The organism is Arthrobacter sp. BG5 (assembly GCF_056680155.1).
The window spans coordinates 2,794,994-2,820,071 of sequence record NZ_CM155268.1; the positions used below are offsets into that span (position 1 = coordinate 2,794,994).

21 protein-coding genes and 2 riboswitches are annotated in these 25,078 nt (G+C 69.5%); of the genes, 14 read left to right on the forward strand and 7 right to left on the reverse strand.

Annotated features, from left to right (window positions below):
• Positions 1-187: 187 nt before the first annotated feature.
• Positions 188-1,825 (forward strand): chaperonin GroEL, encoded by a 1,638-nt coding sequence (gene groL / locus AC1MBE_RS12980; RefSeq protein ID WP_346960625.1) that lies wholly within the window; start codon positions 188-190, stop codon positions 1,823-1,825.
• A 229-nt stretch (positions 1,826-2,054) separates the two neighbouring features.
• Positions 2,055-3,101, forward strand: coding sequence for an RNase H family protein (locus tag AC1MBE_RS12985; protein WP_479778837.1), 1,047 nt, complete (start codon positions 2,055-2,057; stop codon positions 3,099-3,101).
• Between the two features lie 38 nt (positions 3,102-3,139).
• Here AC1MBE_RS12985 and AC1MBE_RS12990 read toward each other — a convergent pair whose 3' ends face one another.
• The 6 genes from AC1MBE_RS12990 to AC1MBE_RS13015 all read right to left on the reverse strand — a co-directional run bounded on the left by AC1MBE_RS12990 (position 3,140) and on the right by AC1MBE_RS13015 (position 10,292).
• Entirely contained in the window at positions 3,140-3,427 is a 288-nt protein-coding gene (locus AC1MBE_RS12990) for a WXG100 family type VII secretion target (protein ID WP_479778839.1), read from the reverse strand.
• A 106-nt stretch (positions 3,428-3,533) separates the two neighbouring features.
• Positions 3,534-5,117, reverse strand: coding sequence for a sensor histidine kinase (locus AC1MBE_RS12995; RefSeq protein ID WP_479778841.1), 1,584 nt, complete (start codon positions 5,115-5,117; stop codon positions 3,534-3,536).
• A 2-nt stretch (positions 5,118-5,119) separates the two neighbouring features.
• On the reverse strand, positions 5,120-5,830 hold the full coding sequence (locus AC1MBE_RS13000; protein ID WP_175322020.1) for a response regulator transcription factor: 711 nt from the start codon (positions 5,828-5,830) through the stop codon (positions 5,120-5,122).
• Between the two features lie 67 nt (positions 5,831-5,897).
• Positions 5,898-7,544: a DNA repair helicase XPB gene (locus tag AC1MBE_RS13005; protein WP_479778843.1), complete on the reverse strand. Its 1,647-nt coding sequence runs from the start codon at positions 7,542-7,544 to the stop codon at positions 5,898-5,900.
• Entirely contained in the window at positions 7,541-10,048 is a 2,508-nt protein-coding gene (locus tag AC1MBE_RS13010; protein WP_479778845.1) for a helicase-associated domain-containing protein, read from the reverse strand. The genes AC1MBE_RS13005 and AC1MBE_RS13010 overlap by 4 nt, the downstream gene beginning before the upstream one ends.
• A 10-nt stretch (positions 10,049-10,058) precedes the next feature.
• Positions 10,059-10,292 carry a hypothetical protein gene (locus AC1MBE_RS13015; RefSeq protein ID WP_479778847.1) on the reverse strand — a complete coding sequence of 78 codons (234 nt, stop codon included), beginning with the start codon at positions 10,290-10,292 and terminating at the stop codon, positions 10,059-10,061.
• A 176-nt stretch (positions 10,293-10,468) separates the two neighbouring features.
• On the opposite strand from AC1MBE_RS13015, the gene AC1MBE_RS13020 reads away from it, so the two are divergent.
• The 3 genes from AC1MBE_RS13020 to AC1MBE_RS13030 are packed head-to-tail and all read left to right on the forward strand — an operon-like array spanning position 10,469 to position 12,858.
• Complete coding sequence (locus tag AC1MBE_RS13020) at positions 10,469-10,852, forward strand: cold shock domain-containing protein (RefSeq protein WP_175322024.1); 384 nt, start codon at positions 10,469-10,471, stop codon at positions 10,850-10,852.
• Between the two features lie 5 nt (positions 10,853-10,857).
• Positions 10,858-11,460, forward strand: a complete 603-nt coding sequence (locus AC1MBE_RS13025; RefSeq protein ID WP_479778849.1) for a DUF3027 domain-containing protein — start codon at positions 10,858-10,860, stop codon at positions 11,458-11,460.
• Between the two features lie 42 nt (positions 11,461-11,502).
• Positions 11,503-12,858: an MFS transporter gene (locus AC1MBE_RS13030; protein ID WP_479778851.1), complete on the forward strand. Its 1,356-nt coding sequence runs from the start codon at positions 11,503-11,505 to the stop codon at positions 12,856-12,858.
• A gap of 27 nt (positions 12,859-12,885) precedes the next feature.
• On the opposite strand, the gene serC is transcribed toward AC1MBE_RS13030, so the two are convergent.
• Entirely contained in the window at positions 12,886-14,016 is a 1,131-nt protein-coding gene (gene serC / locus AC1MBE_RS13035) for a phosphoserine transaminase (protein ID WP_479778853.1), read from the reverse strand.
• Between the two features lie 328 nt (positions 14,017-14,344).
• Here serC and AC1MBE_RS13040 point away from each other — a divergent pair, with 328 nt between their 5' ends.
• The 9 genes from AC1MBE_RS13040 (at position 14,345) to AC1MBE_RS13080 (ending at position 25,070) form a co-directional block, all read left to right on the forward strand.
• Positions 14,345-15,037 (forward strand): iron-dependent transcriptional repressor DtxR, encoded by a 693-nt coding sequence (locus AC1MBE_RS13040; RefSeq protein ID WP_346960615.1) that lies wholly within the window; start codon positions 14,345-14,347, stop codon positions 15,035-15,037.
• A gap of 120 nt (positions 15,038-15,157) precedes the next feature.
• A riboswitch (cyclic di-AMP (ydaO/yuaA leader) is annotated at positions 15,158-15,401 on the forward strand.
• Positions 15,402-15,405: 4 nt separating this feature from the next.
• On the forward strand, positions 15,406-16,224 hold the full coding sequence (locus AC1MBE_RS13045) for a M23 family metallopeptidase (protein ID WP_479778855.1): 819 nt from the start codon (positions 15,406-15,408) through the stop codon (positions 16,222-16,224).
• Between the two features lie 147 nt (positions 16,225-16,371).
• A riboswitch (cyclic di-AMP (ydaO/yuaA leader) is annotated at positions 16,372-16,530 on the forward strand.
• Between the two features lie 264 nt (positions 16,531-16,794).
• Positions 16,795-17,583 carry an NlpC/P60 family protein gene (locus AC1MBE_RS13050; protein ID WP_479778857.1) on the forward strand — a complete coding sequence of 263 codons (789 nt, stop codon included), beginning with the start codon at positions 16,795-16,797 and terminating at the stop codon, positions 17,581-17,583.
• Between the two features lie 284 nt (positions 17,584-17,867).
• Positions 17,868-18,368, forward strand: coding sequence for an HNH endonuclease (locus AC1MBE_RS13055; RefSeq protein ID WP_479778858.1), 501 nt, complete (start codon positions 17,868-17,870; stop codon positions 18,366-18,368).
• Between the two features lie 53 nt (positions 18,369-18,421).
• On the forward strand, positions 18,422-19,147 hold the full coding sequence (gene mobA, locus AC1MBE_RS13060) for a molybdenum cofactor guanylyltransferase (RefSeq protein ID WP_479778860.1): 726 nt from the start codon (positions 18,422-18,424) through the stop codon (positions 19,145-19,147).
• The gene (locus AC1MBE_RS13065) at positions 19,131-19,418 is read left to right on the forward strand and encodes a DUF6457 domain-containing protein (protein ID WP_349627252.1); all 288 of its coding nucleotides are present in this window, start codon (positions 19,131-19,133) and stop codon (positions 19,416-19,418) included. The genes mobA and AC1MBE_RS13065 overlap by 17 nt, the downstream gene beginning before the upstream one ends.
• A complete protein-coding gene (locus AC1MBE_RS13070) occupies positions 19,415-20,968 on the forward strand; it encodes a molybdopterin molybdotransferase MoeA (RefSeq protein ID WP_479778861.1) in 1,554 nt (517 codons plus the stop codon). The genes AC1MBE_RS13065 and AC1MBE_RS13070 overlap by 4 nt, the downstream gene beginning before the upstream one ends.
• Before the next feature lie 84 nt (positions 20,969-21,052).
• Positions 21,053-21,922, forward strand: coding sequence for a formate dehydrogenase accessory sulfurtransferase FdhD (gene fdhD, locus AC1MBE_RS13075; protein WP_479778863.1), 870 nt, complete (start codon positions 21,053-21,055; stop codon positions 21,920-21,922).
• 121 nt (positions 21,923-22,043) lie between these two features.
• Entirely contained in the window at positions 22,044-25,070 is a 3,027-nt protein-coding gene (locus AC1MBE_RS13080) for an alpha-mannosidase (protein WP_479778865.1), read from the forward strand.
• Positions 25,071-25,078 lie beyond the last annotated feature (8 nt).

Genomic DNA, 25,078 nt, shown 5'->3' on the forward strand with positions numbered 1-25,078 from the left:
AACACGACGCCCGGTTTCGGCCGGCTGCGGCCGTGGGAGCGGGCGGTCCGGGAGCGAGAGAAATACCTGGCTGGGGTGAGATCCCCGGCCCGGCGGCATACAGAGGCTGCCGGGCAGGAATCGTCCGTCGCGGGCACCAAAGCCCAGGTTCATTCTTAACGACTGTCCCGAAAGGACTACTGCCGTTATGGCCAAGATCATTGCATTTGATGAAGAGGCACGCCGCGGTCTTGAGCGGGGCCTGAACATCCTCGCCGACGCCGTCAAGGTCACCCTCGGCCCGCGTGGACGCAACGTCGTCCTCGAAAAGAAGTGGGGCGCCCCCACGATCACCAACGATGGTGTTTCCATCGCCAAGGAGATCGAACTGGACGACCCGTACGAGAAGATCGGCGCCGAGCTGGTCAAGGAAGTTGCCAAGAAGACCGACGACGTCGCCGGCGACGGTACCACCACGGCCACCGTGCTGGCCCAGGCCCTCGTCAAGGAAGGCCTGCGCAACGTCGCGGCCGGTGCCGACCCGCTCTCCCTGAAGCGCGGCATCGAAAAGGCCGTTGACGCCGTCACCCGCGAGCTCCTGGCTTCCGCCAAGGAAATCGAGACCAAGGAAGAGATCGCCGCCACCGCGTCCATCTCTGCCGGCGACAACGAAATTGGCGCCCTGATTGCCGAAGCCCTGGACAAGGTCGGCAAGGAAGGCGTCATCACCGTCGAGGAGTCGAACACCTTCGGCCTCGAGCTGGAGCTCACCGAGGGCATGCGCTTCGACAAGGGCTACATCTCGGCCTACTTCGTCACCGACGCCGAGCGCCAGGAAACGGTCCTCGAGGACCCGTACATCCTGATCGTCAACTCCAAGATCTCCAACGTCAAGGAACTGGTTGCGGTCCTCGAAAAGGTCATGCAGTCCAACAAGCCGCTGCTGATCATTGCCGAGGACATCGAGGGCGAGGCCCTGGCCACCCTGATCGTCAACAAGATCCGTGGCACCTTCAAGTCCGTCGCCGTCAAGGCTCCGGGCTTCGGTGACCGCCGCAAGGCGCAGCTGGCCGACATCGCCATCCTCACCGGCGGCCAGGTCATCTCCGAGGAAGTCGGCCTCAAGCTTGAGACCGCCGGCCTCGAGCTGCTTGGCAAGGCCCGCAAGGTCGTTGTTACCAAGGACGAGACCACCATCGTCGAAGGTGCCGGCGACGCCGACCAGATCGCCGGCCGCGTCTCCCAGATCCGTGCCGAGATCGAGAACTCCGATTCCGACTACGACCGCGAGAAGCTGCAGGAACGCCTGGCCAAGCTGGCCGGCGGCGTTGCAGTCATCAAGGCCGGTGCCGCAACCGAGGTTGAGCTCAAGGAACGCAAGCACCGCATTGAGGACGCCGTCCGCAACGCCAAGGCTGCTGTCGAAGAGGGCATCGTCGCCGGCGGTGGCGTGGCCCTGATCCAGGCCGGCGCCAAGGCGTTCGCCAACCTGCAGCTCGAAGGTGACGAGGCAACCGGCGCGAACATCGTCCGCGTAGCCATCGACGCCCCGCTGAAGCAGATCGCTTTCAACGCCGGCCTTGAGCCCGGCGTTGTGGTGGACAAGGTCCGCGGCCTGCCCGCCGGCCACGGCCTGAACGCTGCCACCGGCGAATATGTCGACCTGCTGGCTGCCGGCATCAACGACCCGGTCAAGGTCACCCGCTCTGCCCTGCAGAACGCGGCTTCCATCGCCGGCCTGTTCCTCACCACCGAGGCCGTCGTGGCCGACAAGCCGGAGAAGAACGCTCCGGCCATGGGCGGCGGCGACGACATGGGCGGCATGGGCGGCATGGGCGGTTTCTAACCATCCGGCTTTCCAGCCCTGAACGCCCGGCCTGACGGATTCCCGTCAGCGCAGTACGTTCGACGACGGCGGTCCCACCTTTGGTGGGGCCGCCGTCGGCGTTAACCCCGAGGCCAGGGCGCTCCCTCAGTTGGTGCGCCGGTGGTGCGGCGGTGGTGCGGGAGCGTTGGGGGATTTGGCGGCGGTAGTGCGGGAGCGTTGGGTGGCGGAGGTCTGGCAGGATGGTGCAGTGACGATTACAGCAGCGGCCGACGGTTCGGCTTTAGGAAATCCCGGCCCGGCCGGATGGGCCTGGTACGTGAACGATGACTGCTGGCGTGCCGGCGGTTGGCCGCACGGCACCAACAACCAGGGCGAGCTGATGGCGGTCCTGGACCTCTTCCGGGCCACCGCGCACGTCCCGGACGAGGACCTGCACATCCTGTGCGACAGCCAGTATGTGATCAACTCGGTGACCAAGTGGATGCCGGGTTGGAAGCGGAAGGGCTGGCGGAAGTCCGACGGCAAGCCCGTACTCAACGTCGAGCTGCTCAAGGAAATCGACCAGGCGCTCACCGGACGCAAATACACCTTCGAATGGGTCCGCGGGCACGCCGGCCACGATCTTAACGAAGCGGCCGATGAACGCGCCCGGGCCGCCGCCACCGCCTACCAGCAGGGCGTCGCGGCCAGGCAGGGCCCCGGCTTCGTCCGCGCCGGCGACACGGCTGCTCCGGCCCCCGCCGGCAACGCTGCCGCCCCCGCCGCGCGGCAGACTGCCGCGCAGCCCCGCCCCGCAGCCCAGGCGGAGTCCCGGCAGCCGCTGGCCGCCCGCGCCGGCACCCGGGAGGTGTTCGCTGAACCGACCCTGTTCGGTGAATCCGGGCTGTTCGCCGAACCCGACCTTTTCAGCGAGCTGGAAGAGGAATCCCGGGCAGCCGCGGCCGGTCCGGAACAAAGCCCGGAGGATGTCGTCGAGTCGCTGGAGCGCGAACTGCTGCTCCCCGAGACCCGTGCGGACCTGGGACGCCTGGGCGTGCTGCTGCATCCTGACTTCACCGAGATCGGCAGCTCGGGGCGGCTCTGGACCCGCGACGAGCTGATGATGGAATTGGAGGAGAATCCCGACAGCACGGCCGAACTCGAGCTTCTGGCCGCGGACCGGCTCGGCGACACGGCGGTGCTACTGACCTACCGCAGCCACACCCGCGTCGGGGCGGTGCTGCGCAGCTCCCTGTGGGTGCTGGACGGTGCCCAGTGGCGCCTGCGCTTCCACCAGGGCACCCCGGAGGCCTAGCTGCCGCACAGGACCGCGGCCGGCCACCGGGGAGCCGGCTAGCTGAACCGCTGGGTGTTGTTCAGCTCGGCCTGGGCGTAGCTGGCCGCTGCAGAGTTGAGCGCGAGGTTGATCGAGGCCAGGGAGGCCTCGACCTTGCCCTGGGTCAGCACCCACTCGGCGAGCAGGGCCTGGAAGTTCGTGGCAGCCGAGCCGCGCCAGCTTGCCTGCAGCTCGTCCAGCCCGTGCCGCATCGCCTGCACGTCGGCGCTGATTCTCTCGACCGTGGCCTGGACGTTGGCGGACTTGAGCTGGAGCAGTTCGGTATCGACGGAAATAATGCTCACTTCGGTGGCCTTTCGACGGCTGGGGGTGCCCGGACTTTCCGGACACTGTGAGCCTAGGCAGCTGCCGTCACCGGTCCCAGCACGCAGAACCCCTATGTGGAAAACGCTAGCTGCGCGCCGGGCCGCCTGGTTCGGCTCCGGACCCCACGTGAGGGCTGGCTCCGGACTCCGCCTCGGCGTCGGGGCCGGTATGCAGGCCGGTCCCGGCAACGGAGTCGGTGCCGTGCTCGGGGCCGGCCAGCTCCGCCTCCGGAGGCTCCGCGTCCGCCAGGTACGGGAGGCTGACCACCAGGGTGGCGCCGCCGCCCTCGGTCGGCTCGACGCGGACGGTGCCCGAGTGTGACCCAACGATGGCGGCCACGATCGCCAGGCCCAGGCCGCTGCCGCCGGTTTCCCGGGTCCGGGAGGTGTCCGCCCGGTAGAAGCGTTCAAAGATCCGGGCCGCCTCGTCCTCGGGGACGCCGGGGCCGTGGTCGCGGACCTCGATCACCGAGCGGCGCGTCCCGTCAGCATCGGCCCGCACCCCCACGGCGAGTTCGATCGGAGTGCCCTCCGGGGTATAGCGCAGGGCGTTGCCAACGAGGTTGCCGACCACCTGGCGCAGCTTCGCCTCGTCGCCCATCACCGGGGCGGGGGCGCCGGCGCCGCCGTCGAGGCCGCGAAGCGAGATCACCCGGCTGCGGTCGCTGGCCTGGGTGTCCACCACGGCGTCGTGGGCCAGCAGCAACATGTCCACGGGCTTCTGCTGCAACGGGCGCTGCTCGTCGATCCGGGCCAGCAGCAGGAGGTCCTCCACCATGGCGCCCATCCGCTTGGCTTCGCTCTCGATCCGCCCCATCGCGGTGGCCACGTCCTCGGGCGTGGCCAGGGCACCGTGCCGGTACAGCTCCGAGAAACCGCGGATGGTGACCAGCGGGGTGCGCAGCTCGTGGGACGCGTCGGCGGCGAAGCGGCGCATCTTGGCCTCCGACGCCATCCGGGCGGCGAAGGCCGACTCGATGTGCGCCAGCATGGCGTTGAGGGACCGGCTCAACCGGCCGACCTCGGTGTCGGGATTCTCGACCTCCACGCGGCGGGACAGGTCCCCGGCGGCGATCGCCGCCGCGGTCTTCTCCACCCGCCCCAGCGGGCGGAAGGACCGGGTGACGGTCCAGGTGGCGATGAAAAAGGCCAGCACCAGGGTCAGCAGCCCGACGCCGACGACGACGAGGACGGCGTGCTCCATCACCGAATCCACCGGGTAGAGCGGCAGCCCGATCACGACGACGGCGGCGTGCTGGTTGCCGTCCAGCACGGTAACGGCCACCACCCGCCAGTTGCGGCCCTCGGTGCCGCGGACCTGGAACGGCACCTCGCCGCGGTCGCGGGCCTCCTGCGGCGTGATGCTGGTGATGGCCGGACGCGAGCCCTTGCTGCCGCCGAAGACGTAGGACGGCTGGCCCGGGCTGAAGAGCATCAGCGAATAGTCGGTGGGGACATTCGGGTTCTGGTCCTGCAGTTGGCTGAACGACTGCTGCTGGCGGGCCGTCTCGACGGCGGCCTTGAGCTTGTCATCGACCTGGCCCTGCAGGTAGCTGTGCAGCAGGGCGAGGGTGCCGGCGCCGGTGGCGGTGAGGGCCACGAGCATCAGGGCCATCATGATGGCGACCAGCTGGGACCGCAGCGACGCCGTCCTCCAACGGTGCAGCAAGGTCAGCGCTTCTCAGCCGTCCGCAGCACGTAGCCGACGCCCCGCTTGGTCTGGATCAGGGCCGGTGCCGCGGGGTCGATGTCCACCTTGCGCCGGAGGTAGGAGATGTAGGACTCCACGATCGAGGCGTCCCCGTTGAAGTCGTACTCCCAGACGTGGTCGAGGATCTGGGCCTTGGAGAGCACCCGGTTGGGGTTGAGCATGAGGTAGCGCAGCAGCTTGAACTCGGTGGGGGACAGCTCGATCACGGTGCCGCCGCGGCGCACCTCGTGGGCGTCGTCGTCGAGCTCCAAATCGTCGACGCGGATGACGGCGTCGTCGTCCTGGAGCGGCTGGGTGCGGCGCAGCACGGCGCGGATGCGCGCCACCACCTCGTCGAGGCTGAACGGCTTGGTGACGTAGTCGTCGCCGCCCACGGTGAGGCCGGTGACCTTGTCCTCGGTGTCGTCCTTGGCGGTCAGGAAGAGCACCGGGAAGTGCTTGCCTGCGGCGCGTAGCCGGCGGGTGACGGTGAACCCGTCCATGTCCGGCAGCATCACGTCGAGGACGGCGAGGTCCGGGGAGTGGAGCTCCGCGGCGGCGAGGGCATCGCGGCCGGTGCCGGCGGAGACAACTTCGAACCCGGCGAAGCGCAGCGAGGTGGAGAGCAGCTCGCGGATGTTGGGTTCGTCATCGACGACGAGCAGCTTGGCTTCGGGACCGTTCTTTTTCATGGTTCCCATGATGCTCCCAGACTCTGTGAGTTTTCTGAACGCCGGATGTGTGTTGAATGGGCGTCCGCTAGTGGCCGGCGCCGACGTCCTTCGCGTCCATGATCCGGTATGCGTAGCCCTGCTCGGCCAGGAAGCGCTGGCGCTTCGCCGCGAAGTCCTGGTCCAGCGTGTCCCGGGCCACCAGGGAGTAGAAGCGCGCGGCGCGGCCGTCCTGCTTGGGCCGGAGCAGCCGTCCCAGCCGCTGCGCTTCCTCCTGGCGGGAGCCGAAGGAACCCGATACCTGGATCGCCACCGAGGCCTCGGGCAGGTCGATGGAGAAGTTGGCAACCTTGGACACGACCAGGGTCCGCACCTCGCCGGCACGGAACGCGTCGAAGAGCCGTTGGCGCTCCTTCACCGAGGTGTCGCCCTTGATCACCGGCGCCTGCAGGCGCTCGCCGATCTCGTCGAGCTGGTCGATGTACTGCCCGATCACGAGCAGCTGCTCGCCGGCGTGCTCGGCCACAAGCCGCTCCACGATCCCGGTCTTGGTCTCCGAGGTGGCGCAGAGCCGGTACTTGTCCGCGTCCTCGGCCATGGCGTAGGCCACCCGTTCGTCGCGGGGGAGATCCACCCGGACCTCCACGCAGTCCGCGGGCGCGATGTAGCCCTGCGCCTCGATGTCCTTCCACGGGGCGTCGTAGCGCTTGGGCCCGATCAGGCTGAAGACCTCGCCCTCGCGGCCGTCCTCGCGGACCAGGGTGGCGGTCAGGCCGAGGCGGCGGCGGGCCTGCAGGTCCGCGGTCATCCGGAAGATCGGCGCCGGCAGCAGGTGCACCTCGTCATAGATGATCAGGCCCCAGTCATTGCCGTCCACCAGCTCCAGGTGCGGGTAGAGCCCGCCGCGCTTGGTGGTGAGCACCTGATAGGTGGCGATCGTGACGGGCCGGACTTCCTTGACCGAGCCGGAGTATTCGCCGATCTCCTCCTCAGTCAGGGAGGTCCGCTTGAGCAGTTCGTCCTTCCACTGCCGGGCGGACACCGTGTTGGTCACCAGGATCAGCGTGGTGGTGGAACTCGTGGCCATGGCGGCCGCACCGACCAGCGTCTTGCCGGCACCGCAGGGGAGCACGACGACGCCGCTGCCGCCGGCCCAGAAGTTCTCCGTCGCCAGCTGCTGGTAGGGCCGGAGCTTCCAGCCGGTTTCGTTGAGCATGATGGGGTGCGGCGTGCCGTCCACGTAGCCGGCAAGGTCCTCTGCGGGCCAGCCGATCTTGAGCAGCAGCTGCTTGAGCTGGCCGCGCTGGGAGGAGTGCACCACCACGGTCTCGGCGTCGATCCGCGGGCCCAGCAGGGGAGCAATCTTCTTGGCGCGGCTGACTTCCTCCAGGACCGGGTAGTCGGAGGTGCGCATCACCAGGCCGTGCTGCGGGTCCTTCTCAAGGCGCAGCCGGCCGTAGCGGGACATGGTCTCTTCGATGTCGATCAGCAGCGAATGCGGCACCGGGAACCGGGAGTACTTGAGCAGCGTGTCGAGCACCTTCTCGGCGTCGAGCCCGGCCGCCCGGGCGTTCCACAGTCCCAGCGGCGTGAGCCGGTAGCTGTGGACGTGTTCCGGGGCGCGTTCCAGCTCGGCGAACGCCGCGATCGCGTGGCGTGCCTCGGTGGCCTGGGCGTGGTCCACTTCCAGCAGGATGGTCTTGTCACTCTGGACGATCAGCGGTCCGTCATTCACTGGAGCAGTTCCTCTGTGGCTTCAACATCAATGATCCGGTGGATGGACAGGACCCGTTCGGTTTCCTTGGCCGGATCGAACACGCGCACACGCCCGCCATTCACTGCTACCGGAACAACGGTTTCGCGGGTGGCATTCCCCAGGCTGTCCACGACGTTCATCACCACCCGCTGCTTGAGCCGGATGGCCTTCTGCAGCGTCTCCAGGCCCAGCTGCGTCGCGGCCTCGCCGCCGGACGCCCCGGACGCGGCTGCGGCGCCGCGGCCTCCCGACGCAGCGGCGCCGGAGGGAGACCCGCCGTCGCGCAGCACCGCAAGCTGGGCGTCGACATCGGCGTCCGCGGGAGCGGTGCGCGGGGCCGTGTAGACCGGCCGGGCGCTGCCCGGTGCCGCGGTGCTGCGGCGCAGCCGGACGACGGCGGAGTCGGCCTCCTCCACCGCGGGGGACAGGCCCAGGCTGCGCAGCAGCTGCGCCGCTTCCCGGGGCGTTGTGTGCGAGACCAGCACGGTCGGCGCGATCCGGACCAGGCCCAGGCCGGAGGCTGCCGGGGTGTTGAGCAGCTCCAGCAGGGCGGTTTCGTCCTCGCTGTGGATGAAGCTCGCAGCCGGGCCCACCCGGAGCCGCGCGTGGCGCGCTGCGGTGTCCTCGATGAGGTACTGCAGCGGCTGCGGGACGGCGGTGGCCGAGTGCTCGCGGAGGAAGTCCAGCAGCGCGCCGGCGTCCTGTCCGGCGTCGAGGGCGCGCCGGACCGAGGCCACCGAGAAGCGGTAGATGGTGGCCGGGCCCTGGCCTTCGGCATCGGCCATGGTCAGGAGCTTCTCACTCAGCTCCGGGTCCAGATAGCCGGGGGCGACGGCGGTCAGGTCCGCCTGGAGCAGCACGTGGTTCAGTGCCGCGGGCAGGTGCTCGCCGAGGATGGCCAGCGCTTGGTCGGGCTGTTCGACGGCGATCGCCGCGCCGATCTGGCTCAGCGCGCCGGAACCGACCAGGCCCAGCATTTCGGCCTCGGCGAGGACCCCCTGGATGAGCGAACTGAACCGGCGCGCCATCCGCGGCTGCGACCAGTCGGCCCGTTCCAGCACGGCGGCGGCGTCCAGCACCGGGGCTTCGCCGTCCGCCGCGGCGGCCTCCAGGGTGAGTTCATTGAGGATTTCCAGGATCCGCTTCCGGACCACCGGGGCGTCCGGCCGCTGCGCCTCCGCGGAGAGGGCGTTGATCGCGCTGCCGGCCGGACCGCGGTGGGCCTGCGCGGTGGCGACGCCGCTGACCGGCTGGCCGACCAGGGACGGGACCCGCTCACTGGCGAGCCAGGCGTTGACCAGCCAGAGCCACTGCTCCTGCCGGGGCAGCGTCAGCCATTCCAGCTGCGGCGCCTGCACCCAGGCGGAACTGTCCACGTCCAGCCGCAGCAACCCGGCGAGGGCGCACAGCTCGGCCAGCACACCCGCCTCGTGCAGCCCGATCCGCAGCGCGTCGGCGAGGCGCTTCATCTCCCGCACCCCCACACCGCCGCTGCGCAGCGTGACGAGGGGCTGCTCACGCACCGCGTAGAGCAGTTCGCCGGTCAGCCGCAGGGTTTCGGCGATGGCGCCCAGCGCGGCGTTGCGGCGCAGCGCCGCGCTGGTCAGCCCCAGCCGCGGCGCCGGCGGGCTGAGGGCGAAGTGCTCGATCACAACACCGCCGCGGAGCGCGACGCCGACGCTGTGCGGCAGCTCCACATGGGCGGCGTCCAGCGGCACCAGCAGCCCGCGGGCCAGCAGCCAGTCGACCGGCCCGACGTCGGAACCCTCGTTCAGCACCGACGCGCGCCGCTGCGCCTGGGGCACGGCACCCATGGCCCAGTTGCCGAAGCGGGCGAGCAGCGCCGTCGTGCGTTCCGGCGCGGTGGCAAGGAGCGCCTGCAGGGCCTCCGGCGACGCGGTCCAGTGCTGCAGCGACAGCGCCGCCTCCATCGGGGTGGTGGCGGGGGCGATGTCGGCGCCGCTGCGGTGCAGTTCGCCGACCAGCTGCACCACCCGCTGCGCGAAGGCGGGCTGGAGCCGGACGAGTTCGGTGTAACTTCTCCCCAGCCCGGCAGGGTAGATGCCGATGACGTCCTTGAGGCTGCCGACCGGAAGGTAGTAGCGCTGCCGGCCCGCGGCCGGGGTCACGCCGTGCGGCGGCTCGGCCCGGTGCACCAGGGCCAGTTCCTGTAGCGAGTGCAGCAGCCGTTCCAGCGCGGTAACCGTGGAGCCGTTGATCAGCCGCTTGAGCGTTGCGGCGGACGCGCTGTGTCCGGTGTCCGTGTTGGTGCACAGGTGCAGGGTCTCGAGGACCTGCATTTCGGGGCGGTTCAGCCGTTCCAGCGCCCGCTGCACGCTGACCCGGCCGCTGGCGCGGGCGGCCAGGGCGGAGAAGTCCGGCACCGCGGGGGAAATCAGGTCCGGCCGCGCGGCGAACAGGGCCCGCAACGAGTCGTCGCTGCGTGCCTGCAGTTCCTTGCTGAGCGCGCGGATAAGGGACATCAGTCCAACGTTACCTTTCGCCGTGCCCGGGCGTCCGGCGCCGGGCTGCGACGGCGTCGACCACCAAGGCAAGCATCAGCAGGAACGCCAGCGGCAGCCCGTAAAGCGCGGTGGATGTAATCCACGCCGGGGCGACTACGTTGTTGAAGGCCATGACCATGACGGCTCCGACGGCAGCCAGCGAGAGCGCGGCCACGGCGGCCGCAAGAATCAAGAGGGGCCGCCGGAAGCGCTGTGCAGTCATGGAGGCAACGCTAACAGCCCGGCTTCGCCCGCGCCTCAAGCCGTCAAAGTGGCCAAGGCAGGATAACCTTGGAGGAACAGACCAACACGGTCCGGGCAGTCACACCCTGAACCCGCATAACCATGCGGATGCGGTGACCGCCGGCCGCGTCCCCCAGAACGAAGAAGGTTGATTACGTGCCCACCGGCAAGGTCAAGTGGTATGACAAGGAAAAAGGCTTCGGATTCCTCGCTGGCGAAGACGGCCAGGAGGTCTTCCTGCCCAAGTCGGCGCTGCCCGAGGGCGTAACCGAACTCAAGGCCGGAACCCGGGTGGAGTTCGGTGTGGCCGACGGCCGCAAGGGAGCCCAGGCGCTGGGCCTGCGGGTCCTGGACAAGACCCCGTCGATCGCGAAGGCCAAGCGTCCCAGCGCGAAAGACCTCGCGCCGCTGGTGCAGGACCTCGTCAGCGTGCTGGACAACCTCTCCGGAACACTGTCCGCCGGGAAGTACCCGGAGGGCAACAAGGCCAAGGCCATCGCCGTCGCGCTTCGTAAGGTCGCCGACGAGCTGGACGCGTAAGTCTGATGACTCCGGAACCTGAACAGAACGCGGCCGCGGCGGCCGGTGCAGCCGCCAAGGCCGCCGGCGCCAAAGCAGGATCCAAGCCGCGCCACGGCGTGCCCGTCTGGCGCGTCGGCAAGCCCGACGCCTTCCTGGCAGCCTCGGTCGACGTCGCACGCGCCGCGGTGGAGGGCATCGCCCCGGCGGAACAGATCGGCCGGCACCTGGCTGCCAAGAGCGAGGGCGACCGCTTGGTCACGCACCTTTTCGAGTCCAAGCTGCCCGGTTACGGCGGCTGGCAGTGGTACGCGGTGCTGACGCGCAATTCGCGCTCCAAGACCGTGACGGTGGATGAGCTGGGCCTGCTGCCCTCCGAGGATGCCATCCTGGCCCCCGAGTGGGTGCCGTGGGCCGAGCGGGTGCGTCCGGAGGACGCGCAGCAGGACGAGGCCGCCGAAGCCCCCGCGGCTGTTGCCGCGCCGGAAGACGACGCCGACAGCGACGCGGAAGAGCCCGCCGACGAGAACGCGCCGGAAGACGACGCCGACGACGACGCCTCCGGGCCGGCTGCCGGCGGCGCCGGCAGTGATCCGGCGCAGGCCGAGTCCGCCGCCGAGGCCGACTAGCGGTTTGGAACTGTCCGGGGGAATGCGGCGGAGGGTCGGGACATGAGGTCCACCTTCAAATCGCTGCACATCCTGAACTACCGGATCTGGTTCATTGGCGCCCTCGTCTCCAATATCGGGACCTGGATGCAGCGCACCGCCCAGGACTGGCTGGTCTTTGACCATCTGAGCGCGCAGGACGCCGGCGCCATGGGCGTCACGATGGCCCTGCAGCTGGGCCCGCAGCTGTTCCTCGCCCCCGTGGCCGGGCTGGTGGCCGACCGCTTCAACCGCAAACAGCTGCTGGTCCTGACGCAGTCCGCGATGGCGCTGCTGAGCGCGGCCCTGGGCCTGCTGGTGCTGTCCGGCGCTGCGCAGCTTTGGCACGTCTACATCTTCGCCCTGCTGCTGGGCGTCGTGTCCGCCCTCGATGCGCCCGTGCGCCAGACCTTCGTCTCCGAGCTGGTCCGCGACGACTACCTGCCCAACGCCGTCGCCCTCAACAGCGCCTCCTTCAACGTGGCGCGGATGATCGGCCCCGCCGTCGCCGGGATGCTCACCGTCGCCATCGGCCCCGGCTGGGTCTTCCTGGTCAACACCGTCACCTTCCTGGCCCTGTTGCTGAGCCTGGCCAAAATCCCCACCGCCTCGCTCCGGCAGCTGCCGCGGGCCCCGGCCGGAAAGGGCAGGATCCGTGAGGGCCTGCGCTACGTGCGGTACCGGCCGGACATCGTTGTGGTGCTGGTGGCCGTGTTCATTGTGGGCACCCTCGGCCTGAACTTCGTCCTCTTCATCGCCGCCATGGTCGGCACCGAGTTCGGCCTGGATGCCGGTGCCTTCGGTCTGATGAACTCGATCATGGCGATCGGTTCCGTCGCCGGCGCGCTGCTCTCCGCCGGGCGCGGCCGGCCGCGGATGCGCGTGATCTTCGGCGCGGCCGGTGCCTTCGGCCTGACCTCAGGCCTCGCCGCGCTGGCACCGAACTACTTCTGGTTCGGCGTCGCGCTGGTGCCGGTGGGGCTCTTCGCGATCACCATGATGACCAGCGCCAACGGCTACGTCCAGACCACTACGGACCCGGTGATGCGCGGCCGGGTGATGGCCCTGTACATGGCGATCTTCATGGGCGGCACCCCCATCGGCGCGCCGCTGGTCGGCTGGGTGGCAAACGTGGCCGGCGCGCGCTGGTCCATGGGCGTCGCTGCGGCGGCCGGCGTGATCGCGGCCCTGATCGGCATGGTCTGGATCGCCCGGGCGAAGCAGCTGCGGATCGCCTTCAACCGCAGGGCCCGCGGCCTGCGCTACTTCCGGGTCGTCCCCGGCAACGCTCTTCGGGAGGAAAACCGGGCGGAAAACCGGGCGGAAAACCCGAACGGCGCCGCCCGGGAGGAAAACCCGGACGACGCCGTCGGCCGCTGATCCGTCCCGGCAGGGACGGCGGCGGCGCTACTTCTTGAGTTCGCCGACGACGAAGTCGATGCACTCGAGCAGCGCGGAGACGTCGTCCGGCTCGATCGCCACGAAGGTGGCGATGCGCAGCTGGTTCCGGCCCAGCTTGCGGTACGGCTCGGTATCCACCACGCCGTTGGCGCGCAGGACCTTGGCGATGGCCGCGGCATCGATCGAGTCGTCGAAGTCGATCGTGGCAATCACGTTGGACCGGTCCTCGGCCCTGGCCACGAAGGGGGTCGCATAGGAGGAGGCCTCGGCCCAGCGGTAGATGCGGCCCGCCGAGTCGGCGGTCCGCGCGGCGGCGAAGTCGAGGCCGCCGTTGGCGTTGAGCCACTGCACCTGCGCGTCCAGGGTCACCAGGGTGGCCAGCGCCGGAGTGTTGTAGGTCTGGTTCAGCCGCGAATTGTCGATCGCGGTCTGCAGATCCAGGAAGTCCGGAATCCAGCGGCCGCCGGCTTTGATCCGGGCGGCGCGCTCCAGCGCTGCCGGGGAGAACAGCCCCAGCCAAAGGCCGCCGTCGGACGCGAAGTTCTTCTGCGGCGCAAAGTAGTAAACGTCGGACTCGGCGACGTCCACGTCCAGGCCGCCGGCGGCGGAGGTGGCGTCCACCAGGACGAGGGAACCGGCATCGGCGCCGGGCACGCGCTTCACCGGCGCGGCGACCCCGGTGGAGGTCTCATTCTGCGGCCAGGCGTAGGCGTCGACGCCGGCCTCGGCCTGCGCCTCGGGGCGGGTGCCGGGCTCGGACTTGATGATCGAGGATTCGGCGAGGAACGGTGCCTTGTTGGTCGCCGCGGCGAACTTCGAGCCGAACTCGCCGAAGGACAGGTGCTGGGCCTTGTTCTCCACCAGGCCGAAGCTGGCGATGTCCCAGAACGCCGTGGACCCGCCGACGCCGAGGATGACCTCGTAGCCGTCGGGGGCGCGGAAGAAGTCACTCAGACCGGTCCGGACCGACCCCACCAGGTTCTTCACCGGCGCCTGGCGGTGCGAGGTGCCGAGCAGCTTCGCCGACGCCGCGGACAGGGCCTCCATCTGCTCCGGCCGGACCTTGGACGGCCCGGCGCCAAACCGGCCGTCCTTGGGAAGGAGGTTCGCGGGGATGGTGATGCTGGTGTCGCTCACAGTGGCTCCAATTTTTCGGCTGGGTGCGTGGCGTGGCTCGGACGGGCCCCGCGCCGGATTCGGCCGGACCCGCTCTATATTCTGCCCGACGGCCACGGCCGGGCGGGAAAACCGTCCGTCACAGTCCGGTCATTGACGCGGACGCGGGAACCGGACACGCGGCCGGTTCCGGCGTCGGAAGCAGGTCCACGGAAGAGCGGACAAATTATCCGGACTAATTCAAAATAGGCTAGGCTGTGCGGTGACGTACGGCGGATCTCGCCGGGGCGCATCCTGCACGCTGTACGGTGGGAATGACGCAAGGACGGCGCTCGAGGAGCTGAGCTGAATGACGGATCTGATCGACACCACCGAGATGTATCTTCGGACCATCCTGGAACTTGAAGAAGAGAACATCGTCGCCCTCCGCGCCCGCATCGCCGAACGGCTCCGTCATTCCGGCCCCACCGTTTCCCAGACCGTCGGACGGATGGAACGGGACGGACTCGTGGTTGTTTCCGGGGACCGGCACCTTGAACTGACCGACACGGGCCGGAAACGCGCCATTGAGGTCATGCGCAAGCACCGCCTGGCCGAGCGGCTGCTCGCCGACGTGATCGGACTCGACTGGGCGTACGTCCACGAGGAAGCGTGCCGCTGGGAGCACGTGATGAGCGAACGCGTCGAACGCCGCATCTTCGAAATGCTGGACCACCCGACCGTCTCCCCCTACGGGAACCCGATCCCCGGCCTCGCCGAACTCGGCGGGCTCCCGACGGCGGAACGCGGCGGGGTGGTCAACCTGCTCGAGGCGATGGCCGGCTACGGCGCGGATTCACGGATCACCGTGAACCGGCTGGCCGAGCCGATCCAGGTGGAGCCGGAGCTGCTGGTCCAGCTCGACGAAGGCGGAATCCGTCCCGGAGCCAGGGTGTCACTGGAGCGTGTGGGAGAGTACATCTCGGTCCGGGTGCCGGACATTGAAGGCGCGCTCGAACTGCCGCCCGAGGTCGCCGCCCACGTGTTCGTTACGCTCGGGTAACCTCGGCTCCTCCTGTATCCGCGGACCCGCTGTCACGTTATGCACAGGCGAGATAACGGAATTATTACCGCTTGCCTTAATCCCCTATAGTTGATGACTAGCACCGATACTAAAGCGTTATCTGATCCGAAGCCGAGCTCTGCCAGCGGACCAGTAAGCGAGTCACCTTCTGGCAGAGGCGGGGGAACCACAACCGGCTGCTGATTCAGCAGCCTTGGGGTGAAGTCCGCTAGCGGCGAGCAAACACCATGAGGGATCCGCTGAGGACGCCCCTGTGTCTGGATGCTTGCACCGGCGGACCGGGTCTTTGATCTCTCTGACCCGAATCCGACAGCTAACTTCGCAGGCTATCCAGAGAGGAACCCTTCTTGACCACCCAGACCGTCAGGGGCCGCCGTCGTGCGACCGGTCCCGCTCCGGAGCCGCGCCCGGCCGCCGTCGTTCTCACCGAGCGCCCGCGCGATGCGCACCGCGACGAGCGCCGCGGCCGGCGCAGCCCGTTCCGCCAGGTAACCGACTTCGCCGCCGTGAGCGGTGTGGGTCAGAAGGCCGGCATCGCCCTCGCGGCCACCGGTCTGGTCCTCACCGTCGCCGTTCCGGCCACCGGCCCCGTGATGGCCACCGAGGCCGGCAAGGCTGGCTCGGTTTCCGCCGCAGCGCAGCCCGAGGTCAAGGCAGCGGCCGCCGAAATCAACTTCAACCGCACGGCGGTCACCACCAAGGGCGACCCGGACAGCAAGCTCAAGCAGCTGCTCAGCGCCCAGTCCGTGGGCACCATCACCCGTGCGGCCTCGGCCGGCAGCCTCGGGGCCCCGCTGGACGCCATGGTCACCGCGTCGCCGTTCGGCTACCGGGTCAGCCCCATCACAGGCGCCGTTGGCGAATTCCACCGCGGCCAGGACTATGCCGCGCAGTGCGGCACCGCGGTGCACGCCGCCGCGAGCGGCACCGTGACTTTTTCCGGCTGGCACCCCTACGGGGGCGGCAACCGGGTCGTGATCGACCATGGCAACGGCCTGGAGACCACGTACAACCACTTATCGTCCTCCAACGTCCACGTGGGCCAGCAGGTCTCGCGCGGCGATGTGGTGGCGATGAGCGGAACCACCGGCGCCTCCACCGGCTGCCACCTCCACTTCGAGGTGATGGTCAACGGGGAAGTCGTTGATCCGCTGGGCTGGCTCTAAGCCGACCCGAGGGACGACTCGCATTTCTGTGACACGCCGTGATCTGAATGTGACATTGAGTCCCAACTGTTGTACCGTATGAAGCACGCCAACTTCTCCGAAGTTGGCGCTCTTGAGTGGATTGCCTAACTCTGCCACCGCTCAAGGTCCGTTCGCATGACATCGTCTGGCAGGGGCGGGGGAACCAATTTTGGTCTTCGCAAGAAGACCTTGGGGTTAAGTCGCAAAGCTTCCCAGGAAGCGGAGCGGCCGGGTGACTCCCATCCGAATCCGACAGCTCACCTCGTAGGCATTGGGAGAGGCTACTTTCGTGTCTTCACGCCACAATGCTGCGCGTTTTCGCGCTGGCGAGGCTCAGTTGAGCCCGCTGAACTCCATGCTCCGCGTCGCCCTTGCCGGCGCCCGGGCTGGATCACGCAACGCAGTTCCCGCTTTTGGCGCGTCTTCGCAGTACACCCTTCGCTAAGAAACCCGTTTCGGGGCGATCCGGCGTACCCCCAAGATGCCGGAGCGTCCTCAGTCCCGCCTGCAAGCAGTGCGGACACTTAGGATCACGAAAGAGAGAACTAAATGACTACTCGTGCAAACATTGCACGCCACCGCGCGGAGGTCACCAAGACCAACTCGCTGGCTGTCATTGCTAAGGCCGTCGGCGACAACGCCGGTGGTATGGGTCGTCAGGCCGCGGTTATCGCTGCAGCCTCCGGCCTGGTTCTGACCAGCGGTATCGCAGCCAACGCTGCCGAGACCAACGTTCAGCGCGAATCGACGTCCGCTTCCGCCATGGAAGTACAGTCCAACGCTCCGGCCACGATCTCCGCGGCCTCCACCATCGCGATCTCCTACGAGAAGCCCGCGGTCAAGACCGCGCCGGGCCCCGTCGTCGAGGCTCCCAAGCCCGTCGTACAGGTCCAGGAAGCCAACACCGACGCAACCGCGCCGGCAGCGGGCTCCACCGCCACCGCCACCGCCGGCACCGGCGCTGCGACCACCGCCTCCGTGGCGACCAAGGCTCCGGCCGCGGTCAGCGGCATGGGCGCTTCGATCGCCGCCGCTGCCTACGCGCAGATCGGCGTCTCGCAGGACTGCACCATGCTGGCCACGAACGCACTGGCCGCCGTCGGCGTCAACTACCATGGCTGGCCGGCAGGTTACCTGTCCCTGGGCCGCACCGTGAGTGCTGCCGAGGCCCAGCCGGGCGACCTCGCTTATTACCAGAACGGCGGCATGGGCATGGCCCACATCGCCGTTTACGTCGGCAACGGCATGGCCGTCCACGGCGGCTGGAACGGTGGAACCACCGCGCTGTACAGCGTCAACGTCGGCTCCGGCCCGGTCTTCATCCGCGTCGGCGGCTAGGACCCAGTCCGGGCATCAGCCCGAAGCATCGTGAAAGGACCCCTGCCCCTGCGGCAGGGGTCCTTTCCGTTAAGCAGCAGGCCGCCCGGCTGCGGCCCTACACGGTGATGCGCGGGCGCCCGGTTGCGGCCGCCGGCGTCGCGGCGCGGGGAAACGCGGCACAGAAAAATTCGGCAATCCGGGCCTTGGGTGTTTACTCTTGTGGTGTCGATCCATAGCCCGACCATGCACAGGGCAGCCGGCCCTAGTGCCCCTGGCGGGTGCGGCCGTGAAGAGGTATGCGGATGCGCACTCTCGTTCTGAATGCTGGATATGAACCGCTGGCGGTAGTCACCTTCCGCCGGGCGCTGGTCCTTGTATTGACCGGAAAGGCCAGTGTGGTGGCCGAAGGGGACGACCCGGTGGTGGGCCCGCAGGACATCCTCGGCCGCCCGTCGGTGATCCTGCTGAACCGCTACATCAGGCCGCGCTACAACACCCTGACGGCTGTCAGCCGCAGGGGAGTGCTCCGCCGCGACAGCCACCGCTGCGCCTACTGCGGCAAGGCTGCCCACACCATTGACCATGTCCAGCCCAAATCGCGGGGCGGCGCGGACTCGTGGGAGAACCTCGTGGCGGCGTGCCTGCGCTGCAATAACGCCAAGGGCGACCACACCCCGGCCGAGATGGGCTGGAAGCTCGGCTTCGTTCCCGGGCCGCCCAAGGGCACCATCTGGCAGATCAAGGAACTGGAGAAGCCGACCCCGGCCTGGGACCCGTTCCTGCTCCCCGAAAAGGCGCACTAAGCCCCGCTCTGACGGCGACCGATCCTGCTGCTCGATGCGGCTAGGCTGGGCTGGTGGAGTTCGACGCCGTTATCCTCGCCGGGGGCCGGTCCTCCCGGCTGGGTGGTGTGCCCAAGGCCGGGCTGATGGTCGACGGCGCCACCCTGCTTGGGTGGGCGTTGCGGGCTGCCGGGGACGCCCGCCGGATCGTCGTCGTCGGCCCCGCGTCCGGTGACCTTCCGCCGGGGGTGTTTGGCTGCCGCGAGGATCCGCCGTTTTCCGGGCCCGCAGCAGCCATCGCCGCCGGCGTCTCCGCCCTCGCCGCGCAAGGCTCAGGTACGCAAGGCCCCGACGGCCTGCCCGGGGGATCTGCCGCCGACGCTCCGGCGCCGCTGACTCTGGTGCTCGCCTGCGATATGCCCCGCGTCGCCGGCGCCGTGGCGGCACTGCTGGACGCGGCGGCCGAGGGCCCGGGCGGGAACCCGGCTGGTGCGCGTAACGGTCTGGTGGCGGTCTCCGCGGACGGCCGCACTCAGCCCCTCGTCGGGCTTTATGGCACGGCCGCGCTACAACATGCTGTGGCCGACGCGGCCAGGCGGAACACCCTCGAGGGGGGTTCGGTCTTCGCCCTGCTTGCTAGTCTTGAGCTGCGGACGATTCCGGTTCCGCCCGGTTCCACGGACGATGTGGACACCTGGGATGACGCCTCCGCACTGGGGGCCGCCAGCCCGGGACCGGGCACGTCCGGGACGCTCAGGCCGAATTCGACTTTGGAGGCAAACGGTGAAAAGCCAGGATGAAACGCTTGAAGACTGGTGCCGCGCGCTGCTCCAGGCCCTTGAACTCGAGGATGTTGAGATCGACATCAATGAAGTGCTGGGACTGGCCGGGGTGGCCGCGCACTCGGTCGTGCGCCCCGCTGCGCCGCTGACGACTTTCATCGCCGGCTTCGCGGCCGGCCTGGCATCCGGCTCCGGCCAGGCGCCCGACAGCGTATCGATGCAGGCCGCCATGGGCGTGGCACGGAAACTCGCCAAGGAGTACGCCGCCGCCGAGGCTTCCGGGGCATGACCCCCGCGCCCCCTCACGGCGAAAGCAGCCCAGACCAGGAGGATTCCGTCCCGGAAGGGGCGGCTGCCGGCCAGTCGGCCCAAACCGACGCCCAAACCGACGCCCAAGAAACCGACGCCCAAGAAACCGGCCCCGATGAAACCGGCCCCGACGCGGCCGCCGACGGCGCCGAAGGCGCAGGCACCGGCGCGCCGGAAATCCCGCACCATCACCTCGCCCACAGCTGGCAGGAGGCCCGGAAGCTGGCCTTCGACTGCGCCGAGCCCATCCCGGCAGCCCCGGTTCCGCTCCGGCACGCCCTGGGCCGGACGCTGGCCGGGGACCTGACGTCGCTGCATGACATGCCCCACTATGCCTCCTCCGCGATGGACGGCTGGGCGGTCAACGGCAGCGGACCCTGGATCCTCGCCGAGCCGGGCCAGCGGCTGGCCCCGCACCAGGCCAGCCCGGTTAACACCGGAGGGCTGATCCCGCCCGGCGCAAAGGCCGTGCTCCGCAGCGAAAGCGGCGTCATCGCCCCGGACGAGGACGGGCTGCCGGTTCTGAAACTAGGCGGCCGCGCCAAACCGGGGGAACCCCGCAATGGCGACCACATCCGCAAGGCCGCGGAGGAAGCCGGCGCCGGCGAACTGCTGATCAAGGCAGGCGCCGTGCTCAACCCGGCCCACCTGGCTCTGGCCGCCCTCGCCGGCCACGACGCTTTGCCGGTCCTGGGCAAACCCCTGGTGCGGTTGGTCCTCACCGGATCCGAGGTCGTCAGCGCCGGCGTCCCTGCGCCGGGGGAGGTGCGGGACACCTTCGGGCCGCAGCTGGCCGCCGTCGTGGAAATGCTCGGCGGGATCTGCGCGGCGCAGGTCAAAATCGGGGACAGCGACGCCGAATGGCTCGCCGCTCTCGAAGACACTGATGACCCCGGCGCAGACCAGGATCCTGCCGGCGGCGCGGAGCTGCCCGGCGAGGAATTGCCGGCCGACGTCGTCATCACCACCGGCGGCACGGGCCGCTCCGGCACGGACCACCTCCGGCGCACGGTGGCGGAACTGGGCGGCCGGCTGCTGATTGACGGCATCGCCATGCGCCCGGGCCATCCCGCCGTGCTGGCCGAGCTGCCGGACGGCCGGTTCGTCATTGGCCTGCCCGGCAATCCGCTCGCCGCCATGATGGCTCTGTCCACCATCGGCGCCCCGCTGCTCGCCGCCCTCGGCCACCGGCCGCCGCCGCCGCTGACCGAGGTGCCGTGCGGGACCCTGATCGAGGCGGACCCCGGCCGGACCCGGCTGATGCCGTTCCGGATGTTGTACGGCATGGCATCGCCGGCGCAGCACACCGGTCCGGGCATGATGCGCGGACTGGCCGCGGCCGACGGCGTCCTGGTGGTCCCGCCGCACGGTGTCCAGCTGGGCGAACCGGTGCCGGCCTTTGCGCTGCCCTGGGGCGCGGCCCTCCCGGAGCCGGCCGCCGCGAAACCCGCCGCGAAGCCGGCCACGAAACGGCCCGCCCGGAAACCGGCCGCCAACGGCCCGGTTGACTGGAGCGGCCTGCTTGGCTGAGCCGGGGCCAGAGTTCATGATGGATCAAGGGGTGTGCCGCCGCCGGCGGCCGAACCCGTACGCAATGCTGATGAGGAGTATCCGATGGGCCGCGTGACACAGCGCCGCAAGGTGCACAAATTTGTCCTGGACGGCTCGCCGCAGGCGCAGGAATTCCCGGTCCGTTACCGGGAGGACGTGCTGGCGGTCGAGGAGCCGCTCGAAATCCGGCTGGGCACCCTGTCCTTTTCCGTCACCATGCGGACCCCGGGCAACGACTTCGACCTGGTCGCCGGGTTCCTCGTCTCGGAGGGCGTCATCTGGTCCCCGGAGCAACTCGTCTCGCTGCGCTTCTGCGCCGGCGAGGACGAGGACGGCGTCCAGACGTTCAACGTTGTGGAGGCGCAGCTGCGCCCCGACGTCGTCCGGCCGGACACGGGCCGCAACTTCTTCACCTCCAGCTCCTGCGGGATCTGCGGCACCGACTCGATCGACGCCGTACGCAAGTCCTCGCACTACAGCCCGGCCGCGGACCCGCTGACCGTGCCGGTGGAAACCCTGGCCTCGCTGCCGGACCGGCTCCGGGAAGCCCAGGCAGTCTTCGACGTCACCGGCGGCGTCCACGCGGCGGGGCTGTTCCGGATCGCCGACGACGGCTCGGCCGAGTTGCTCTGCCTGCGCGAAGACGTGGGCCGGCACAACGCGGTGGACAAGGTGGTGGGCTGGGCGCTGCGGGAAGGCCTGCTGCCCCTGAGCGGAACCGTCCTGCAGGTCTCCGGCCGCGCGTCCTTCGAACTGGTGCAAAAAGCGTCGCTGGCCGGGATCCCGGTGCTGGCCGCCGTCAGTGCGCCCTCCAGCCTGGCCGTGGAGCTGGCCGAGGCCGGCGGGATGACGCTCGCCGGGTTCAGCCGGGGCACCACCCTGAACGTCTATGCGGGCCACGAACGCGTGGCCGCGCCGGCAGCCATCGGCTGAGGCGGCGCCGGGCTTAACCCGTTGGCCAAACCGCGGCCGCCCACGTAGATTTTATCCAACGACTGGACACAAGGCTCGAACACGACGTCGCATCACCCGCACCAGCGCTAAGAGGATCACATTGCACGACGACCGCCGTCTCACGGAAGTCCGGCTGGACCGTTTTCTGCGCGAACGCATCATCCCCGCCGTCTACCCGCGCCGCGTGCCGCTCATGCTGAGCAGCTGGGACGCCCCCGGCGAACCTGTCCCGGCGGCGGAGGCGCTCCGGCAGGAGTTTGTCCCGCAGCAGCAGGGCGCCGCCTGGGGCCGGCCCTGGAGCACCAAGTGGCTGCGCGTGCAGGGCGACGTCCCCGATGCGTGGGGCGGCGGTCCGGACACCGCCGTGGAAATCCTGGTGGACCTGGGCTTCAGTGCCGACCTTCCCGGCTTCCAATGTGAAGGCACCGCCTGGCGGCCCGACGGTACGGTCATCAAGGCGATCTCCCCGCGGAACCAGTACATCCCGCTGAAGCTGCTGGGCAGCGGCATGGCCGTGGACTTCTATGTCGAAGCCGCTGCGAATCCCGACCTGTCACAGGGCTGGACCTTCGCAGCCACCCCGTATGGGGACAAGGCGACCGCCGGCACCGAACCGCAGTACCGGCTGGGCCCGATCGTCATCGCCGAGCTGAACCAGGCCGTCTGGGAACTGAGCCAGGACATCGGCACGCTCAGCGGGTTGATGCACGAACTCCCGAGGGAGCTGCCGCGCCGGCACGAGATCCTCCGTGCGCTGGAGCGGATGCTGGACGTCATGGACCCCGACGATGTGCCCGGGACGGCCGCGGCGGGCCGTGCAGCGCTCGCGGAAGTCCTGGCCCGGCCGGCCTACGCCTCGGCGCACCAGCTCGTCGCCACCGGCCACGCGCACATCGACTCCGCCTGGCTCTGGCCCGTCCGGGAAACCATCCGGAAATGCGTGCGGACGTTCTCCAACGTCGTGGCGCTGATGGATGAGGATCCCGGGTTCGTGTTCTCCTGCTCCTCCGCGCAGCAGCTGGCCTGGATCAAGGAGTACCACCCGGAACTGTTCGCCCGGATCCGGGAAAAGGTCAAGACCGGCCAGTTCGTCCCGGTCGGCGGCATGTGGGTCGAATCGGACAGCAACATGCCCGGCGGCGAAGCCATGGCGCGCCAGTTCCTGGAGGGCAAGAGCTTTTTCCTCGCGGAGTTCGGCGTCGAGTGCCAGGAGGCCTGGCTGCCGGACACCTTCGGTTACTCTGCCGCGCTGCCGCAGATCGTCAAGGCGGCGGGCAGCCGATGGTTCCTGACCCAGAAGATCTCCTGGAACCAGGTCAACCGGATGCCGCACCACACCTTCAACTGGGAAGGGATTGACGGCACCCGGCTTTTCACGCACTTCCCGCCGGTGGACACCTACAGCTCCGAAATCAGCGCCCGGGAGCTGGCGCACGCCGAGCGCAATTACCGGGACCACGGCCGCGGCACCATGTCGCTGCTTCCGTTCGGCTACGGCGACGGCGGCGGCGGACCGACCCGGGAAATGCTGGCGGCGGCCCGGCGCACCGCGGACTTGGAAGGATCGCCCAGGGTGCGTCTCGGCGCGGCCGCGGACTTCTTCGCCAGGGCGGAAGAGGAATACGAGGGCCTGCCGGTCTGGGTGGGCGAGATGTACCTCGAACTCCACCGCGGCACGTACACCAGCCAGGCCAACACGAAGCGGGGCAACCGGCGCAGCGAGCACCTCCTCCGGGAGGCGGAGCTGTGGTGCGCTACCGCGGCGGTCCGGGCCGGCGCCACCTACCCGGCGGAGGAGCTCAAACGGCTCTGGCGGCTGGTGCTGCTGCAGCAGTTCCACGACATCCTGCCCGGCAGCTCGATTGCCTGGGTGCACCAGGATGCCGAGCGGAACTACGACGCCGTGGCCCGCCGGCTGGAGGCGGTCATCGCCGACGCCGTGGCTGCCGTGCTGGGGGACGGCGACCGGGAGCTCCTGCTCAACGCCGCCCCGCACGCCCGCGACGGCGTGCCGGCCCTCGGCGCCGCGGTCCCGGTCCGCGCGGCTGCGGCCGTGGAGTCGGCGGCCGCCGAGGGCGGCTACGTGCTGGACAACGGGATCATCCGCGCCGTGGTGAACGCCGACGGCCTCCTGGTCTCGCTGCGGGACCACGCCAGCGGCCGCGAAGCGATCGCGCCGGGCGCGTTCGGCAACTTGCTCGAACTGCACCGGGACACCCCCAACGAATGGGATGCGTGGGACATCGACGCGTTCTACCGCCGCAACGTCACCCCGCTGACCGCGGCCCGCTCCGTGACGCTGGAACGCGACGGCGGGGCCGCCGTCGTCGTGGTGGAGCGGCTGGCCGGAACCTCCGCCATGACGCAGCGGATCCGGCTGGAACCGGGCGCGCCGTCGCTGGCCATCTCCACCGCGGTGGACTGGCAGGAACGCGAGAAGCTGCTCAAGCTCGGCTTCGCCCTCGACGTCCGGGCCGACCGCTCCGCCTCGGAGACGCAGTTCGGCCACGTGTTCCGGCCCACCCACCTGAACACGTCGTGGGAGGCGGCCAAGTTCGAGATCTGCGCGCACCGTTGGATCCACGTGGCCGAGCCGGGTTACGGCGTCGCGGTCTCGAACGCCGCCAGTTACGGGCACGACGTCACCCGCAATGTCCGCGGGCACGACGGCGGCACCACCACCACCGTCCGGGTCTCGCTGCTGCGGGCCCCCAAGTTCCCGGACCCGGATGCGGACCGCGGCCTGCATGAACTGACGGTCACCGTCCGGCCCGGCGCCAGCATCGCGGACGCCGTCGAGGAGGGCTACCGGACCAACCTCGCCCCGCGCGTGGTCAGGGGAGCGCACGGCGTGGACCCGCTGGTCACCGTGTCCCATCCCGGCCTGGTGGTCGAGGCGGTCAAGCTCGCGGAGGACGGCTCGGGTGACGTGGTGGTCCGCCTCTACGAGTCCCTGGGGGAACGCTCGTCCGGAACGGTGGCAGCGAATTTTGACTGCTCGGGTGTGCGGACCGTGGATCTGCTGGAAAGGCCGGCGGACGCGCCCGGCGTGAGCGCCGGTCCGGGCGGCACTGCCGGGCTCTCGCTGCGGCCGTTCCAGTTGGTGACGCTCAGGTTCCAGCGCTGACGGGATGG